The sequence below is a fragment of the Rhodoferax sp. SPJ4 genome (assembly GCF_058216275.1).
This window is the reverse complement of the sequence record NZ_JBYZMN010000001.1, coordinates 965,690-982,033: the sequence shown is the minus strand read 5'-3', so window position 1 is coordinate 982,033 and position 16,344 is coordinate 965,690. Positions and strand designations below refer to the sequence as shown.

Here is a 16,344-nt window from a genome sequence, read left to right as displayed (position 1 = left end):
CCACCATGACCCCGACGCTGCCCCGCCAGACCCTGTTGGTCGCCGCCCTGGTTGCCGCCCTGACCGGCTGTGCCATCGGCCCCAGCCACCGGCTGCCCGACATCCCCAAGCCACCCGCCTACAAGGAAGGCGCCCGCTGGGCGCCGGCCATGCCGGCCGACGCGGTGAACCGGGGCCCCTGGTGGACCCTGTTCAACGACCCGGTGCTCGACGCCCTGGTGCCGCAGGTGGCGGTGTCCAACCAGAACGTGGCCGCCGCCGCGGCCGCCTACGCCCAGGCCAGGGCCCTGGTGCGCGAGCAGCGGGCGGCGCTGTTCCCCTCGGTCACGCTGGGCGGCAGCGCCAACCGGGCCGGGGGCAGTGGCAGTGCCCGCACCGGCAACAGCGTGCAGATGAGCATCGGCGCCAGCTGGGAGCCCGATGTCTGGGGCCGGCTGGGCAATGCCCGCGACAGCGCCCAGGCCAACGCCGAAGCCAGCGCGGCCGACCTCGCCTCGGCCCGGCTGTCGGCCCAGGGCGAGCTGGTGGCCAACTACCTGGGCCTGCGCCAGACCGACGCCCAGGCCGCACTGCTGGCCACCACCATCGCCGGCTACGAGCGGGTGCTGGTGATCACGCAGAACCGCTACAACGTGGGCCTGGCGCCCAAGACCGATTTGCTGCAGGCCCAGACCCAGCTCGCCAACGCGCAGGCCGACGCCTTGTCGCTGGCGCGCCAGCGGGCCCAGTTGGAACACGCCATCGCGGTGCTGCTGGGCAAGGCCCCGGCCGATTTCAGCTTGGTGCCCGCGCCCTGGCAGCCCGAAGTGCCCGAGGTGCCGTTGGAGCTGCCATCGGCCTTGCTGGAGCGCCGGCCCGACATCGCCGCCGCGGAGCGCCGGGTCGCCGCGGCCAATGCCCAGATCGGCGTGGCCCAGGCCGGCTACTACCCCAGCCTGGGCTTGAGCGCCTCGGTGGGTTCGGGCGCCACCCGGCTCGCCGAGCTGTTCAGCGCCGGCACCGCGCTGTGGTCCATGGGACTCACCGCCGCCCAGGTGATCTTCGACGGCCAGGCCACCGCGGCCCGGGTCGATCAGGTCGAGGCCGCCTGGCGGGCCACGGTGGCACGCTACAGCCAGACCGTGCTGGCGGCCTTCCAGCAGGTCGAAGACCAGCTGGCCGCCGTCGGTGTGCTGGCCCAGCAGCACGAACTGCGGCGCCAGGCCTCCGATGCAGCCGACCAGGTCGAGGCCCAGGTGCTGAACCGCTACAACGCCGGCCAGGTCAGCTTCACCGAGGTCGTCGCCGCGCAGGTCACGGCCTTGAATGCCCGCCGTGCGCTGGTCCAGGTCCAAGCCGACCGCCAGACCGCAGCGGTGGCGCTGGTGCAGGCCCTGGGCGGTGGCTGGCGGGCCGAAGGAAGCGAGGAAACCGAGGCCCAGAAGCAGGCCGTGCCTGAGCCTCAACCTGTGCCCGCGCCTCAACCTGTGCCCGCGCCTCAACCCGTGCCCGAGCCCCAACCCGTGCCCGCGCCCCAACCCGTGCTTGAGCCCCAACCCGTGCTTGAGCCCCAACCCGTGCCTGAGCTTCAACCCGTGCCTGAGCCTCAACCCGTGCCTGAGCCCCAACCCGTGCCTGAGCCCCAACCCGTGCCTGAGCCCCAACCCGTGCCTGAGCCCCAACCCGTGCCTGAGCCCCAACCCGTGCCTGAGCCCCAACCCGTGCCTGAGCCCCAACCCGTGCCCGCGCCCCCACCCGTGCCCGCGCCCCCACCCGTGCCCGCGCCCCCACCCGTGCCCGAGCCTCAACCCGTGCCTGAGCCAGCGTCGCAGGCCGTGCCCGACAAACCGGCGGAATAGCCGCGCGCCGGGTTAGTCTGGCCTCCCTACCCGGCACGCGGGGCGCCCCCCACAATCGCCCCAACTTCACTGCTCCCGCTTGCCATGGCCGCACCCAAACCCCGCTCCCCGTTGAAACACCTGCGCCTGTCCGATGTGCAGGGCATGGCCCGCCTGGCCACCGATGGGGTGCACGGCGTCACCGGCATCGCCGAGGGCGTGCACGCCTCGGTGCTGCGCAGCATGGGGCTGGGCAAGGCCGATGCGCCCACCCAAACCGGCGGCCTGACCGGCCTGATTTACAACGGCGTGCGCCAGGTCAACCGGCTGGTGGCCTGGACGCTGGACGCTGCGCTGGACCGGCTGCGCCCCTGGGTGGACGGGCCACAGGCCGGCAGCTCGGTGCAGCGTGAGGCGGCGCTGGCCGCCCTCAACGGCGTGCTGGGCGACCAGCTGGCGGAGCGCCACAACCCGCTGGCCACCACCATGAGCCTGCGCCAGCATGGCGAGGTGGTGTCGCCGGCCAGCCTGGAAGGCGCCGGCCGCAAGGTGCTGCTGCTGGTCCACGGCCTGTGCATGAACGACCTGCAATGGGCCAGCACCACCGCCGATGGCCAGCCGCTGGACCATGGCCAGGCACTGGCCGAGGCGCTGGGCTACACCCCGGTCTACCTGCGCTACAACACCGGCCGCCACATCTCCGACAACGGCGACGAACTGGCCCGCTGCCTGCAGGCCTGGACCGACGCTTGGCCCGTGCCGATCGACGAGCTGGTGGTGGTGGGCCACAGCATGGGCGGGCTGGTGATGCGCAGCGCCTGCCAACGCGCGGCCCAGGACGGCCTGGGCTGGCTGCGCCACCTGAAAACCATCGTATTCCTGGGCACGCCCCACCACGGCGCGCCGCTGGAGCGGGCTGGCAACTGGCTGGACCTGCTGCTGGCCAGCACGCCTTATTCCAAGCCCTTCGCCGCGCTGGGCCAGGTGCGCAGCGCCGGCATCACCGACCTGCGCCACGGCCTGGTGTGCGAAGCCGACTGGGCCGGCCGCGACCGCTTCCAACGCGGCGCCGACCCGCGCCAGCCGCTGCCGTTGCCCGAAGGGGTGGCCTGTTACACCGTGGCCGCCACCACCGCGGCCAAGCGCAGCCCGCTGGCCGACCGGCTGCTGGGCGACGGCCTGGTGCCGCTGCGCAGCGCTTTGGGCGAGCACGACAACCCGGCGCTGACGCTGGCCTTCCCGGCCGAGCGGCGCTGCGTGATGTTCGGCATGGGCCACCTGGCGCTGCTGTCGCGGCCCGAGGTGACGCAACAGCTCACCCAATGGCTGGGCGCCAAGGCCTGAACCGCCGCGACTTCCCAAACCCTGGCCGCCCGCTAAACTCGACGCCATCGCGGGTGCTGCATTGCAGGCCAGCCGTTTTCGCAACGCGCGTGAACGCTATAATTTAAGGAGCGCGCCACGGCCCCGGCCGGGAACGACGCACCGATGGAGGAGAGAGGCCCAATGAGCAGCAAAGAAAACGTCGCCGTGAACCAGCTGTTGTCGCTGCTGGAATCACGGTACGCCATCCGGGTGCTGTGGGCCTTGCGTGACGGTCACGCACAAACCTTTCGCCTGCTGCAAGACAGCGTGGGTGGCATCACCCCCAACACGCTGAACACCCGCATCAAGGAGTTGCGCGAGGCCGGCCTGATGACCCATGGCAGCGAGGGCTACACCGTCACCGCCAGCGGGGCCGACCTGCTCAAGCGCCTCAACGACATCCAGGCCTTTGCCACCAAATGGGTGGCCAGCCAGGGCAAGAAGGCCCGCTGAAACCGGCCGCCCGCCGCGCCAGCGCCGGCTGGCATAATTTGAGCGTTGTTTTCTTCTGTTGCCGGCCGATGCCGGCAATCTTCATTTCACCTCCCCCTTTCAGGAATTGCCATGATCACCACCCCGTCCGGCCTGCAGTACGAAGACACCGTGAGCGGCGACGGCGCCGAAGCCAAGGCCGGCCAGCGCGTGACGGTGCACTACACCGGCTGGCTGTACAACAACGGCGTGCAAGGCGCCAAGTTCGACTCCAGCAAGGACCGCAACGACCCCTTCAAGTTCTCGCTTGGCGCCGGCATGGTGATCCGCGGCTGGGACGAGGGTGTGGCCGGCATGAAGGTGGGCGGCCAGCGCACGCTGATCATCCCGTCCGAGCTGGGCTATGGCGCCCGCGGCGCCGGTGGCGTGATTCCGCCCAACGCCACGCTGAAGTTCGACGTCGAGCTGCTGGCCACCGCCTGATGCGGCAGCCGGGCCCCGCCCGGCCTTGAAACCACGGCCAGCGCCCCCAGTTGCGGGGCTGTTGTGCAACCCCACCCTCTGAAGCATGTCTGACCACGCCCCCAACGACCCCAGCGCCGTCCGCCAGCGCGAACCGCAGTTCGACACCGCCGCCGGCACCGTGAACCCCTCAGCGTCGCCGCTGTTCGGCGACGCCGACGCCATGGCCCAGGCCCAGATGGACGCCGCGGCCGCCCAGGCCGGCGGCGACGCCAGCGTGCAGCTGCTGGCCGTCTCGGCCGAGCTGGCCGCCGCCCAGGCCAAGGTGGCGGAGCTGTCCGACCAGTACCTGCGGGCCCAGGCCGACGTGCAAAACGCCCGCCGCCGCGCCGACGACGAGGTGTCCAAGGCGCGCAAGTTCGCGGTGGAAAGCTTTGCCGACAGCCTGCTGCCGGTGCTGGACAGCCTGGAGGCCGGCCTGGCCATCCAGAACGCCAGCGTCGAGCAGATCCGCGAAGGCGCCGAGGCCACGCTGCGCCAGCTGCGCGCCGCGCTGGAGCGCAACAAGGTGATCGCCATCAACCCCGAAGCCGGCGCCAAGTTCGACCCCCACCAGCACCAGGCCATCAGCGTCGTGCCGGTGGCCGAAGGCAGCCAGCAGGCCCCCAACACCGTGGTGGGCGTGCTGCAAAAGGGCTATTTGATCGCCGACCGCGTGATGCGGCCGGCCCTGGTGACGGTGTCGGCACCGAACTGACCCTTGAAACCGGCCATCCGGGCCACACATCCTCCGCATCAGTTTTGAAATTCAGCGGGCTGCCGGCCAATGCCAGGCCCCGCACCACACAAAGGACAACATCATGGGACGAATCATCGGCATTGACCTGGGCACCACCAACAGCTGCGTGGCCATCATGGAGGGCAACACCACCCGCGTGATCGAGAACAGCGAAGGCGCCCGCACCACCCCGTCCATCATTGCCTACCAGGAAGACGGCGAAGTGCTGGTCGGCGCCTCGGCCAAGCGCCAGGCGGTCACCAACCCGCGCAACACGCTGTACGCCGTGAAGCGTTTGATCGGCCGCAAGTTCACCGAAAAGGAAGTGCAGAAGGACATCGACCTGATGCCTTACACCATCGCCGCCGCCGACAACGGCGACGCCTGGGTGGAAGTGCGCGGCAAGAAAATCGCCCCGCCGCAGATCAGCGCCGAGGTGCTGCGCAAGATGAAGAAAACCGCCGAAGACTACCTCGGCGAGCCCGTCACCGAGGCCGTGATCACGGTGCCGGCCTATTTCAACGACGCCCAGCGCCAGGCCACCAAGGACGCTGGCCGCATCGCCGGCCTGGACGTCAAGCGCATCATCAACGAGCCCACCGCCGCGGCCCTGGCCTTCGGCCTGGACAAGCAGGAAAAGGGCGACCGCAAGATCGCCGTCTATGACCTCGGCGGCGGCACCTTCGACGTGTCCATCATCGAGATCGCCGACGTCGACGGTGAAAAGCAGTTCGAGGTGCTGTCCACCAACGGCGATACCTTCCTGGGCGGCGAAGACTTCGACCAGCGCATCATCGACTTCATCATCGGCGAATTCAAGAAAGAGCAAGGCGTTGACCTGTCCAAGGACGTGCTGGCCCTGCAGCGCCTGAAGGAAGCCGCCGAAAAGGCCAAGATCGAGCTGTCCAACAGCGCGCAGACCGACATCAACCTGCCCTACATCACCGCCGATGCGTCCGGTCCCAAGCACCTGAACATCAAAATGACGCGCGCCAAGCTGGAAAGCCTGGTTGACGAGCTGATCGAGCGCACCATCGCCCCCTGCCGCACCGCCATCAAGGACGCCGGCGTCAGCGTGGCCGACATCCATGACGTGATCCTGGTCGGCGGCATGTCGCGCATGCCCAAGGTGCAGGAGAAGGTCAAGGAGTTCTTCGGCCGCGAGCCGCGCAAGGACGTCAACCCCGACGAGGCCGTGGCCGTCGGCGCGGCCATCCAGGGCCAGGTGCTGTCGGGCGACCGCAAAGACGTGCTGCTGCTGGACGTGACCCCGCTGTCGCTGGGCATCGAGACCATGGGCGGCGTGATGACCAAGATGATCGCCAAGAACACGACCATCCCGACCAAGTTCGCGCAGACCTTCTCCACCGCCGACGACAACCAGCCGGCCGTGACCATCAAGGTCTTCCAGGGCGAGCGCGAGATCGCCTCGGGCAACAAGATGCTGGGCGAGTTCAACCTCGAAGGCATCCCGCCGGCCCCGCGTGGCACGCCGCAGATCGAGGTGAGCTTCGACATCGACGCCAACGGCATCCTGCATGTGGGTGCCAAGGACAAGGGCACCGGCAAGGAAAACAAGATCACCATCAAGGCCAACTCCGGCCTGAGCGAGGCCGAGATCCAGCAAATGGTCAAGGACGCCGAGATCAACGCCGCCGACGACAAGAAGAAGCTGGAAATCGTGCAGGCCCGCAACAGCGCTGAAGCCAGCGTGCACAGCGTCAAGAAGAGCCTGGCCGAGCATGGCGACAAGCTCGAAGCGGGTGAGAAGGAAAAGATCGAGGCCGCGATCAAGGACGTTGAGGAAGCGCTGAAGGGCGAGAACAAGGACGACATCGAGGCCAAGAGCAACGCGCTGATGACCGCCAGCCAGAAGCTGGGCGAGAAGGTCTATGCCCAGATGCAGGCCGAGCAGGCTGCAGCCGGTGCCAGCGCCGCCGGCCCCGAGGCCGCCGCCTCGGCCAAGCCGCAGGACGACAACGTGGTGGACGCCGAAGTCAAGGAAGTGAAGAAGGGCTGAGACCGGCCCCGCCCCGTCGGCGCTGCAGGCTGAACACATGACCAGAGCGCAGCACATCGGGCTTGGGTGGCAACACCCTGGCCCGATGGCCGTTGGCCCCAGCCTTCCCCGATCACCCGTCCACTGAACAACGCATTGCCATGGCCAAAAGAGACTATTACGAAACGCTGGGCGTGCCCAAGAACGCCAGCGACGAAGAGATCAAAAAGGCGTATCGCAAGCTGGCGATGAAGTACCACCCCGACCGCAACCAGGGGGATGCGGCCAAGGGCGCCGAAGAAAAATTCAAGGAGGCCAAAGAGGCCTACGAGATGCTGAGCGACGCGCAAAAGCGCGCCGCCTACGACCAGTACGGCCATGCCGGTGTCGACCCCAACCGCGGCGGTGGCCCCGGTGCCGAGGGCTTTGGCGGTTTCGCCGAGGCCTTTGGCGACATCTTCGGCGACATCTTCGGTGGCCAGCAGCGTGGCGGTCAGCAGCGCGGTGGTCGCCAGGTGTTCCGCGGCTCCGACCTCAGCTACGCGATGGAAATCTCGCTGGAAGAGGCCGCCAACGGCAAGGACGCACAGATCCGCATCCCCAGCTGGGACACCTGCGGCACCTGCCAGGGCTCGGGCGCCAAGCCTGGCACCAGCGCCAAAACCTGCGCCACCTGCCATGGCAGCGGCGCGGTGCAGATGCGCCAGGGCTTCTTCAGCGTGCAGCAGACCTGCCCACATTGCCGTGGCACCGGCAAGATCATTCCCGACCCCTGTGGCACCTGCCATGGCCAGGGCAAGGTCAAGAACACCAAGACGCTGGAAGTGAAAATTCCGGCCGGCATCGACGACGGCATGCGCATTCGCTCGGCCGGCAACGGCGAGGCCGGCAGCAACGGCGGCCCGCCGGGCGACCTCTACATCGAGATCCGGCTGAAGAAACACGACATCTTCGAGCGCGATGGCGACGACCTGCACTGCAGCGTGCCGGTCAATGTGACCACCGCCGCGCTGGGCGGCGAGATCGACGTGCCCACGCTGGCCGGCAAGGCCAACATCGACATCCCCGAAGGCACCCAGCACGGCAAGACCTTCCGGCTGCGTGGCAAGGGCATCAAGGGCGTGCGCTCCAGCTACCCCGGCGATCTGTACTGCCACATCGCGGTGGAAACGCCGGTCAAGCTCAGCGAACAGCAACGCAAGCTGCTGCGCGAGCTGGACGAGTCCTTCAAGAGCGGCGGCATGAAACACAGCCCCAACGAAAAGGGCTGGTTCGACAAGGCCAAGGAATTCTTCCGCTGACGCCTGGCGACACACTCAAAAAGCCGCAGCACCCACCGGGGCTGCGGCTTTTGTCATGCCAGTGTGGCGTTAAGACTTGCCAGTAGAGCCGTAGCCGCCTTCACCGCGCTGCGAGGCCTCGGCGAAGTCCTGCACCACGTTGAAACGGGCCTGCACCACCGGCACCACCACCAGCTGCGCCAGCCGCTCCATGGGCTGCAGCGTGAAGGCCACGTCGCTGCGGTTCCAGGCGCTGACCATCAGCTGGCCCTGGTAGTCGCTGTCGATCAGGCCAACCAGGTTGCCCAACACGATGCCGTGTTTGTGGCCCAGGCCGGAGCGCGGCAGGATCAGCGCGGCGTAACCCGGGTCTTTCAGGTGGATGGCCAGGCCGGTGGGCACCAGCTGCCAGGCATTGGGGGCCAGGGTCAGCGGCGCGTCCAAACAGGCCCGCAGGTCCAGGCCGGCGCTGCCGGGGGTGGCGTAGGCGGGCAGTTGGTCGGCCATGCGGGCATCGAGGATCTTGACGTCAATCAGCATGGGGTGGGGCCAGGTCGGCCCGTCTCCTTGGGAACATGAAAAAGGAAATGGGAACTCAGCGCTTGGCCGACTCGGCCCATTGTTGCAGCCGCTGGCGCAGCGTGGCCAGCTCACCGCCGGCCAGGTCTTGCCAAACGCGCCACACCAACCAAGCCAGCAGGCCCAGCAACACCGGCCCCTGCAACCAGGCCAGTCGGGGGGCCACCAGGCCCAGCACCAGCAAAGCCACCCAGGCGCCGAAAGCCAGCCGCAGCTTGGGCAGCACCGAGGCCATGAAACGCTGCACCGGCACCACCACCGCCGCAGGCACCGGGGCCTGCGGCGGCGCCGAGGTGGCCGGAGGGGTCACGGCACTGGCCCGGTGGGGCGCGGCCTGCGTCATCGCGGTGCGGTAGGGCTGGGCGGTCAGGCCCTCGACATAGCGCACAAAGTCGCCATCGGGTGGGGTGTCGGCGCTGAGCTTCATGGGGCGGCCTTCAGACCGGGCCCAGGCGCTGCGCCAGCTCGGCCACCAGCCGGCGGGCCAGCGCCAGCTTGGGCGCCCGGGCCAGCTCCTGCACGCCCTGGGCGTCCACCAGCAGCAGCGCGTTGTCGTCCTGGCCAAAGGTGTCGGGGCCGATGTTGCCCACCAGCAGCGGCACGCCCTTGCGCACGCGCTTGGCCTGGGCGTGGGCCAGCAGGTCATGGCTTTCGGCAGCAAAGCCCACGCAGTACAGGTCACCGGCCACGGCGGCCGGCGACTGCGCCACCTGGGCCAGGATGTCGGGGTTTTCGGTGAAGCGCAGCGCCGGCGCCTCGCCCGTGCCGTCCTTCTTGATCTTGCGGTGCGCGGCCTCGGCCGGCCGCCAGTCGGCCACCGCGGCGGTGGCGATGAAGACACCGCGCGCCGGCACATGGGCCAGCGTGGCGTCCAGCATCTCGCGGGCCGAGGTCACGTCGATGCGGTTCACGCCGCGCGGCGTGGCCAGCGCCACCGGGCCGGCCACCAGCGTGACCTTGGCGCCGGCCTCGCGGGCCGCCTGGGCAATGGCAAAACCCATCTTGCCGCTGGAGCGGTTGGTGATGCCACGCACCGGGTCCATGGCCTCGTAGGTCGGCCCGGCCGTCACCAGCAGCTCGCGGCCGGCCAGGCCCTTGGGCTGGAAGAAGGCCACCACATCGGCCAGCAGCTGATCGGGCTCCAGCATGCGGCCGTCGCCGGTCTCGCCACAGGCCTGAAAGCCGTTGCCCACGCCCAGCACGGTGGCGCCGTCGGCCTGCAGCTGGGCCAGGTTGCGCTGGGTGGCGGGGTGGGACCACATCTCGCGGTTCATCGCCGGCGCCACCAGCAGCGGCACCTCAGCGATGGGCCGGGCCAGGCACAGCAGGCTCAGCAACTCGTCGGCCCGGCCATGCAGCAGCTTGGCGATGAAGTCGGCGCTGCAAGGCGCCAGCAGGATGGCATCGGCCTCGCGCGACAGGTTGATGTGCGGCATATTGTTGGACTCGCGGGCGTCCCACTGCGAGGTGTAGACACTGCGCCCCGACAGCGCCTGCATGGTCACCGGCGTGATGAACTGCTCGGCCGCCTCGGTCATCACCACCTGCACGGTGGCGCCCTGCTTGATCAGCCCACGGCACAGCTCGGCCGCCTTGTAGCAGGCGATGCCGCCGGTGAGCCCCAGCACGAAGTGTTTGCCAGCGAGATCGGTCATGGATGAATTATCGCCCCCACGCTCCCCCACTGCGTGTCGCTCCCTGCCCCCCAAGGGGGCTAATTTTCCTTGGGGCGGCCCGGCGGAAAATTGCGGCGCCCTGCTCACCCGCCGCGTGTCGGTGGCCTCCACAGACCACAGGGTACGAGGTTTCGCCGCAGGGCCGCCCCAAGGCGAAACGCGGCCCCCTTGGGGGGCAGGGAGCGACACGCAGTGCGCGACCGTGGGGGCCACGTGCTCACACTTATAATCCTGTTTTACCACCTCCTCGGGATTGTTCCCCAAGCCTGACATGACCAAATTCGTCTTCGTCACCGGCGGTGTGGTGTCTTCCCTGGGCAAGGGAATCGCCTCAGCCTCCCTCGCCGCCATCCTTGAGTCCCGCGGCCTCAAAGTCACCCTGATCAAGCTCGATCCCTACCTCAATGTGGACCCGGGCACGATGTCGCCCTTCCAGCATGGCGAGGTGTTCGTCACCGACGATGGCGCCGAGACCGACCTCGACCTGGGCCACTACGAGCGTTTCATCGAGACGCGGATGCGCAAGGCCAACAACTTCACCACCGGCCAGATCTACAAAAGCGTGCTCGAGAAAGAGCGCCGCGGCGACTACCTCGGCAAGACGGTGCAGGTCATCCCGCATGTGACCAACGAGATCCAGGAGTTCGTCAAGCGCGGTGCTGGCGTGGACACCGCCGACGCGGTGGACGTGGCCATCGTCGAGATCGGCGGCACCGTGGGTGACATCGAGTCCCTGCCCTTCCTGGAAGCCGTGCGCCAGATGAGTTTGCGCCTGGGACCCAACAACAGCGCCTTTGTGCACCTGAGCTATGTGCCCTGGATCGCCGCCGCCGGCGAGCTCAAGACCAAGCCCACCCAGCACACCGCCAAGCAGCTGCGCGAGATCGGCATCCAGGCCGACGCCCTGCTGTGCCGGGCCGACCGCCGCATTCCCAACGAAGAGCGCGAAAAGATCTCGCTGTTCTCCAACGTGCCCGAGTGGGGCGTGATCTCGATGTGGGACGTGGACACCATCTACAAGGTGCCGCGCATGCTGCACGAGCAAGGTCTGGACGGCCTGATCTGCGACAAGCTGCGCCTGAACACGCCACCGGCCAACCTGAAGCGCTGGGACGACCTGGTCTACGAGACCGAGCACCCGCAAAACCAGGTGGCGATTGCCATGGTGGGCAAGTACGTTGACCTGTCCGACAGCTACAAGTCGCTCAACGAAGCGCTGCGCCACGCCGGCATGAAGAACCACGCGCGGGTCAAGATCGACTACATCGACTCCGAAACCATCACCCCGGAGAACGTCTCGCAGCTGGCCAAGTTCGACGCGGTGCTGGTGCCCGGCGGCTTTGGCAAACGCGGCATCGAGGGCAAGATTTGCGCCGCCCGCTTCGCCCGCGAAACCAAGCTGCCCTATTTGGGCATCTGCCTGGGCATGCAGGTCGCCACCATCGAGTTCGCCCGCCATGTGGCCGGCCTCAGTGACGCCAACAGCACCGAGTTCGAACCCGATACCCCGCACCCGGTGATCGCGCTGATCACCGAGTGGAAGGACGCCGACGGCACCATCAAGACCCGCGACGCCAGCTCCGACCTCGGCGGCACCATGCGCCTGGGCGCGCAAAGCTCCGACGTGTCCAAGGGCACGCTGGCCCACCGCATCTACGGCAGTGTGGTCACAGAGCGGCACCGCCACCGCTTCGAGGCCAATGTGAACTACCTCGACCAGCTGCGCCAGGCTGGCCTGGTGATCTCGGCGCTGACCCAGCGCGAGCACCTGACCGAAATCGTCGAACTGCCACAGGACGTGCACCCCTGGTTCATGGGCGTGCAGTTCCACCCCGAGTTCAAGTCCACCCCCTGGGACGGCCACCCGCTGTTCAACGCCTTCGTCAAGGCCGCGCTGGACCACAAGAACGCCGGCCCGGCCCTGAAGGCGGTGGCCTGATGAAGCTCTGCCATTTCGAGATCGGCCTGGACCGGCCCTTCTTCCTGATCGCCGGCCCCTGCGTGATCGAATCCGAGCAGCTGCAGATGGACACCGCCGGCACGCTGAAAGAGATCACCAGCGCGCTGGGCATTCCCTTCATCTTCAAGAGCAGCTTCGACAAGGCCAACCGCTCGTCCGGCACCACCTACCGTGGCCCGGGCCGCGACAAGGGCCTGGCCATCCTGGCCAAGGTCAAGAAGGAGCTGGGCCTGCCGGTGCTGACCGATGTGCACACCGAGGACGACATCCGCGAGGCCGCCCAGGTGGTCGACGTGCTGCAAACCCCCGCCTTTTTGTGCCGCCAGACCGACTTCATCCGCGCGGTGGCGCAGTCGGGCAAGCCGGTCAATATCAAGAAGGGCCAGTTCCTCGCGCCGCACGACATGAAGAACGTCATCGACAAGGCCCGTGCCGCCGCCCGCGACGCCGGCCTGCCGGAAGACAGCTTCATGGCCTGCGAACGCGGCGCCAGCTTTGGCTACAACAACCTGGTCAGCGACATGCGTTCGCTGGCCATCATGCGCGAGACCGCCGCCCCGGTGGTGTTCGACGCCACCCACAGCGTGCAACTGCCCGGTGGCCAGGGCACCAGCTCCGGCGGCCAGCGCGAGATGGTGCCGGTGCTGGCCCGCGCGGCGGTGGCCGTGGGCGTGGCCGGCCTGTTCATGGAAACCCACCCCGACCCATCAAAAGCCCTGAGCGACGGCCCCAACGCCGTGCCGCTGAAACACATGAAGGCCCTGCTGGAAACCCTGCTGGCGCTGGACCAGGTGACCAAGAAAAACGGTTTCCTCGAAAACAACTTCGGCGCCTGAGCCCCTGATTTTTTGATTAGCAACTGGAAGAAACGCAATGAGTGCAATTGTTGACATCGTCGGCCGCGAAATCCTCGACAGCCGTGGCAACCCCACCGTGGAGTGCGACGTGCTGCTGGAGTCCGGCACCATGGGCCGGGCCTCGGTGCCGTCGGGCGCCTCCACCGGCTCGCGCGAAGCCATCGAGCTGCGCGACGGCGACAAGGCCCGTTACCTGGGCAAGGGCGTGCTGCGCGCGGTCGAGTTCATCAACACCGAAATCTCCGAGGCCGTGCTGGGCCTGGACGCCAGCGAACAGGCCTTTCTGGACCGCACGCTGATCGACCTCGACGGCAGCCACAACAAGTCGCGCCTGGGCGCCAACGCCACGCTGGCGGTGTCCATGGCCGTGGCCCGCGCGGCCGCCGAAGAAGCCGGCCTGCCGCTGTACCGCTACTTCGGTGGCAGCGGTGCGATGCAGATGCCGGTGCCGATGATGAACGTCATCAACGGCGGCGCCCACGCCAACAACAACCTCGACTTGCAAGAGCTGATGATCATCCCGGTGGGTGCGCCCACCTTCCGTGAAGCCCTGCGTTACGGCGCCGAGGTTTTCCACGCGCTGAAGAAAATCATCCACAACGCCGGCATGAGCGTGGCGGTGGGCGACGAAGGTGGCTTTGCCCCCAACGTCACCAGCCACGAGGCCGCCATCCAGATGATTCTGGACGCCATCGACGCCGCCGGCTTTGTCGCCGGTGAACAAATCGCCCTGGGCCTGGACTGCGCCGCCAGCGAGTTCTACAAGGACGGCAAGTACGAGCTGAAGGGCGAGAACCTGTCGCTGACCTCGCAGGAATGGACCGACATGCTGGCCGGCTGGGTCGAGGCCTACCCCATCATCAGCATCGAAGACGGCATGGCCGAAGGCGACTGGGACGGCTGGAAGCTGCTGACCGACAAGCTCGGCGAGAAGGTGCAGCTGGTGGGTGACGACCTGTTCGTCACCAACACCGAGATCCTGAAGGAAGGCATCAAGAAAAAGGTCGCCAACTCCATCCTGATCAAGATCAACCAGATCGGCACGCTGACCGAAACCTTCGCCGCCATCGAGATGGCCAAGTGCGCCGGCTACACCTCGGTCATCAGCCACCGCTCGGGCGAAACCGAAGACTCCACCATCGCTGACCTGGCCGTGGGCACCAACGCCGGCCAGATCAAGACCGGCAGCCTGAGCCGCTCCGACCGCATGGCCAAGTACAACCAGCTGCTGCGCATCGAAGAAGACCTCGGCGACATCGCCACCTACCCCGGCCGCGACGCCTTCAAGCAGCTGCGCTGACCGCGTCGGATCCAGGCCGACCCGCCTCGCGATGAACCCGCGTCTCGTGCCTGCGGTGCTGCTGGTGCTGCTGGTGGTCCTCCACGGGCAGCTCTGGTGGGGCCGCGGCAGCGTGAGCCATGTGGGTGAGCTGCAGCAGAAAATCGACGCCCAGAGAACCAAGAACGCCCAGGCCAAACTGGCCAACGAACGCCTGGCCGCCGAGGTGCGCGATCTGAAGGACGGCCTGGAAATGGTCGAGGAAAAGGCGCGGCTGGAGTTGGGCATGGTCAAGCCCAACGAGATTTACGTTCAGATTGGCAAGTGAAATATTGCCCCCAGGCTCCCCTCACTGCGTGTGGTTCGCTGCCCCCCGAGGGGGCCGCATTTCGCCTTGGGGCGGCCCGGCGGCGAAACTTCGCCCCCACGCTCCCCTCACTGCGTGTAGCTCCCTGCCCCCCGAGGGGGCCGCATTTCGCCTTGGGACGGCCCGACGGCGAAACTTCGCCCCCACGCTCCCTCACTGCGTGTGGTCGCTGCCCCCCGAGGGGGCCGTGCCTTGCTTGGGGCGGCCCGGCGCTGCGGCGTTGTCACCTCCCTTGGCGCCATGGCTGACTTCCTCTTTTTAGAGGCCTTCACGCTGTGGGGCGCGCCCACCACCTGGCTGGAACTGGTGGCTTTTGTGCTGGCATTGGCCATGGTGGGCTTCAACATCCGTGAGCGGCACTGGGGCTGGCCGCTGGCCATCGTCAGTTCGCTGATGTACGGCCTGCTGTTCTGGCGCAGCCGGCTGTACGGCGACGCGGCGCTGCAAGGCTTTTTTGTGCTGCTGGCCGGCTGGGGCTGGGCCCAGTGGCTGCGCGGCCACCGGGCCGACGGCCAGGCGCTGAGCATCCAGCGCCTGTCGCCGCGCGGCCTGCGCGTCACGCTGGTCAGCTGTGCCTTGCTGTGGCCAGCCACCGGGCTGTTTCTGCGCCATTTCACTGACACCGACGTGCCCTGGTGGGACGCTTTTCCCACCGCGCTGAGCCTGGTGGGCCAGGTGCTGCTGGGCCGAAAGCTGGTCGAGAACTGGCTGGTCTGGCTGGCGGTGAACACCGTCAGCGTGGGCCTGTTCGCCTACAAAGGCCTGTGGCTCACCGCCCTGCTCTACAGCCTGTTTGTGGGGCTCAGCGTGGTGGGCTGGCAGGCCTGGCAGCGCCGCCTGGCGGCGCCATGAGCGTTTTCCGGGTGGCGCTGCTGGGCGCTGAAAGCACCGGCAAAACCGCGCTGGCGCAGGCCATCGCTGCGCCCGACGCCGGCCATGGCTGGCCGGTGACGGTGTTGCCCGAGGTGCTGCGGCACTGGTGTGATCAGGCCGGCCGCACGCCGCGCCAACACGAGCAGGCGGCGATTGCCCAGGCCCAGGCCGACCAGCTGCTGGCCGCCCCCGCCGAGGGCCTGGTGCTGGCCGACACCACGCCGCTGATGGTGGCCCTCTACAGCGAGCTGCTGTTTGCCGACCCCACGCTCTACCCGATGGCGCTGGACCACCACCGCCACTACGACCTGACCTTGCTGATGGGCCTGGACCTGCCCTGGGTGGCCGACGGCCTGCAGCGCGACGGCCCCCAGGTGCGGGCGCCGGTGGATGCGCGGCTGCGCGAGGTGCTGGGCCAGGCCGGCGTGGCCTACGCGACGGTCTATGGCCAGGGCCAGGCCCGCACCCGGCAGGCCGTCAGCGCCATCGACCGTGCCTGGCAGCGGCGCGACCACCCCGAAACCGCTCCCACCGAACCGGTCTGGGTCTGCGGCGAGTGCAGCGACCCCGACTGCGAGCACCGGCTGTTCACCGACCTGCTGCGCCAGCGCCAAGGCTGA

Annotated in this window: 15 protein-coding genes and 1 pseudogene; 13 read left to right on the top strand and 3 right to left on the bottom strand. The window is 68.1% G+C overall.

Going from position 1 to position 16,344, the window contains the following annotated elements:
* Positions 1 to 5: 5 nt before the first annotated feature.
* The 7 genes and pseudogenes from AC4BAR_RS04910 to dnaJ form a co-directional block, all read left to right on the top strand.
* Positions 6 to 1,397 (top strand): annotated as a pseudogene (locus AC4BAR_RS04910) (efflux transporter outer membrane subunit); the annotation flags it as partial.
* 525 nt (positions 1,398 to 1,922) lie between these two features.
* Complete coding sequence (locus tag AC4BAR_RS04905; RefSeq protein WP_490626682.1) at positions 1,923 to 3,161, top strand: lipase family alpha/beta hydrolase; 1,239 nt, start codon at positions 1,923 to 1,925, stop codon at positions 3,159 to 3,161.
* A gap of 162 nt (positions 3,162 to 3,323) precedes the next feature.
* Positions 3,324 to 3,635 carry a winged helix-turn-helix transcriptional regulator gene (locus AC4BAR_RS04900; RefSeq protein WP_490626681.1) on the top strand — a complete coding sequence of 104 codons (312 nt, stop codon included), beginning with the start codon at positions 3,324 to 3,326 and terminating at the stop codon, positions 3,633 to 3,635.
* 105 nt (positions 3,636 to 3,740) lie between these two features.
* Positions 3,741 to 4,097, top strand: a complete 357-nt coding sequence (locus AC4BAR_RS04895) for an FKBP-type peptidyl-prolyl cis-trans isomerase (protein ID WP_490627199.1) — start codon at positions 3,741 to 3,743, stop codon at positions 4,095 to 4,097.
* A 202-nt stretch (positions 4,098 to 4,299) separates the two neighbouring features.
* Positions 4,300 to 4,833: a nucleotide exchange factor GrpE gene (grpE, locus tag AC4BAR_RS04890; protein ID WP_490627198.1), complete on the top strand. Its 534-nt coding sequence runs from the start codon at positions 4,300 to 4,302 to the stop codon at positions 4,831 to 4,833.
* Between the two features lie 49 nt (positions 4,834 to 4,882).
* On the top strand, positions 4,883 to 6,874 hold the full coding sequence (dnaK, locus tag AC4BAR_RS04885) for a molecular chaperone DnaK (RefSeq protein WP_490627197.1): 1,992 nt from the start codon (positions 4,883 to 4,885) through the stop codon (positions 6,872 to 6,874).
* Between the two features lie 140 nt (positions 6,875 to 7,014).
* The gene (dnaJ, locus tag AC4BAR_RS04880; protein WP_490626680.1) at positions 7,015 to 8,154 is read left to right on the top strand and encodes a molecular chaperone DnaJ; all 1,140 of its coding nucleotides are present in this window, start codon (positions 7,015 to 7,017) and stop codon (positions 8,152 to 8,154) included.
* A gap of 69 nt (positions 8,155 to 8,223) precedes the next feature.
* Here dnaJ and dut read toward each other — a convergent pair whose 3' ends face one another.
* From dut to coaBC, 3 genes are read right to left on the bottom strand one after another with little or no spacing between them, the layout of a single operon-like run.
* Positions 8,224 to 8,673 (bottom strand): dUTP diphosphatase, encoded by a 450-nt coding sequence (gene dut / locus AC4BAR_RS04875; RefSeq protein ID WP_490626679.1) that lies wholly within the window; start codon positions 8,671 to 8,673, stop codon positions 8,224 to 8,226.
* A gap of 55 nt (positions 8,674 to 8,728) precedes the next feature.
* Complete coding sequence (locus tag AC4BAR_RS04870; protein WP_490626678.1) at positions 8,729 to 9,139, bottom strand: hypothetical protein; 411 nt, start codon at positions 9,137 to 9,139, stop codon at positions 8,729 to 8,731.
* Between the two features lie 10 nt (positions 9,140 to 9,149).
* On the bottom strand, positions 9,150 to 10,367 hold the full coding sequence (coaBC, locus tag AC4BAR_RS04865) for a bifunctional phosphopantothenoylcysteine decarboxylase/phosphopantothenate--cysteine ligase CoaBC (protein WP_490626677.1): 1,218 nt from the start codon (positions 10,365 to 10,367) through the stop codon (positions 9,150 to 9,152).
* A 292-nt stretch (positions 10,368 to 10,659) separates the two neighbouring features.
* Here coaBC and pyrG point away from each other — a divergent pair, with 292 nt between their 5' ends.
* The 6 genes from pyrG to AC4BAR_RS04835 all read left to right on the top strand — a co-directional run bounded on the left by pyrG (position 10,660) and on the right by AC4BAR_RS04835 (position 16,344).
* Positions 10,660 to 12,327 (top strand): CTP synthase, encoded by a 1,668-nt coding sequence (gene pyrG / locus AC4BAR_RS04860; protein WP_490626676.1) that lies wholly within the window; start codon positions 10,660 to 10,662, stop codon positions 12,325 to 12,327.
* Complete coding sequence (gene kdsA / locus AC4BAR_RS04855) at positions 12,327 to 13,184, top strand: 3-deoxy-8-phosphooctulonate synthase (RefSeq protein WP_490626675.1); 858 nt, start codon at positions 12,327 to 12,329, stop codon at positions 13,182 to 13,184. Before pyrG ends, kdsA begins: the two co-directional genes overlap by 1 nt.
* A 37-nt stretch (positions 13,185 to 13,221) precedes the next feature.
* Complete coding sequence (eno, locus tag AC4BAR_RS04850) at positions 13,222 to 14,505, top strand: phosphopyruvate hydratase (RefSeq protein WP_490626674.1); 1,284 nt, start codon at positions 13,222 to 13,224, stop codon at positions 14,503 to 14,505.
* Between the two features lie 31 nt (positions 14,506 to 14,536).
* Entirely contained in the window at positions 14,537 to 14,812 is a 276-nt protein-coding gene (locus tag AC4BAR_RS04845; RefSeq protein WP_490626673.1) for a septum formation initiator family protein, read from the top strand.
* Between the two features lie 279 nt (positions 14,813 to 15,091).
* Positions 15,092 to 15,703, top strand: coding sequence for a nicotinamide riboside transporter PnuC (gene pnuC / locus AC4BAR_RS04840; protein ID WP_490626672.1), 612 nt, complete (start codon positions 15,092 to 15,094; stop codon positions 15,701 to 15,703).
* Positions 15,700 to 16,344, top strand: a complete 645-nt coding sequence (locus tag AC4BAR_RS04835) for an AAA family ATPase (RefSeq protein WP_490626671.1) — start codon at positions 15,700 to 15,702, stop codon at positions 16,342 to 16,344. The genes pnuC and AC4BAR_RS04835 overlap by 4 nt, the downstream gene beginning before the upstream one ends.

Excerpts from the sequence above, each read along its gene's own strand:
- grpE (WP_490627198.1), top strand. The coding sequence starts at position 4,300 with ATGGCCCAGGCCCAGATGGACGCCGCGGCCGCCCAGGCCGGCGGCGAC.
- kdsA (WP_490626675.1), top strand. The coding sequence starts at position 12,327 with ATGAAGCTCTGCCATTTCGAGATCGGCCTGGACCGGCCCTTCTTCCTG.
- AC4BAR_RS04905 (WP_490626682.1), top strand. The coding sequence starts at position 1,923 with ATGGCCGCACCCAAACCCCGCTCCCCGTTGAAACACCTGCGCCTGTCC.
- pyrG (WP_490626676.1), top strand. The coding sequence starts at position 10,660 with ATGACCAAATTCGTCTTCGTCACCGGCGGTGTGGTGTCTTCCCTGGGC.
- coaBC (WP_490626677.1), bottom strand. The coding sequence starts at position 10,367 with ATGACCGATCTCGCTGGCAAACACTTCGTGCTGGGGCTCACCGGCGGC.
- AC4BAR_RS04900 (WP_490626681.1), top strand. The coding sequence starts at position 3,324 with ATGAGCAGCAAAGAAAACGTCGCCGTGAACCAGCTGTTGTCGCTGCTG.
- AC4BAR_RS04870 (WP_490626678.1), bottom strand. The coding sequence starts at position 9,139 with ATGAAGCTCAGCGCCGACACCCCACCCGATGGCGACTTTGTGCGCTAT.
- AC4BAR_RS04835 (WP_490626671.1), top strand. The coding sequence starts at position 15,700 with ATGAGCGTTTTCCGGGTGGCGCTGCTGGGCGCTGAAAGCACCGGCAAA.
- AC4BAR_RS04845 (WP_490626673.1), top strand. The coding sequence starts at position 14,537 with ATGAACCCGCGTCTCGTGCCTGCGGTGCTGCTGGTGCTGCTGGTGGTC.
- eno (WP_490626674.1), top strand. The coding sequence starts at position 13,222 with ATGAGTGCAATTGTTGACATCGTCGGCCGCGAAATCCTCGACAGCCGT.
- pnuC (WP_490626672.1), top strand. The coding sequence starts at position 15,092 with ATGGCTGACTTCCTCTTTTTAGAGGCCTTCACGCTGTGGGGCGCGCCC.
- dut (WP_490626679.1), bottom strand. The coding sequence starts at position 8,673 with ATGCTGATTGACGTCAAGATCCTCGATGCCCGCATGGCCGACCAACTG.
- dnaJ (WP_490626680.1), top strand. The coding sequence starts at position 7,015 with ATGGCCAAAAGAGACTATTACGAAACGCTGGGCGTGCCCAAGAACGCC.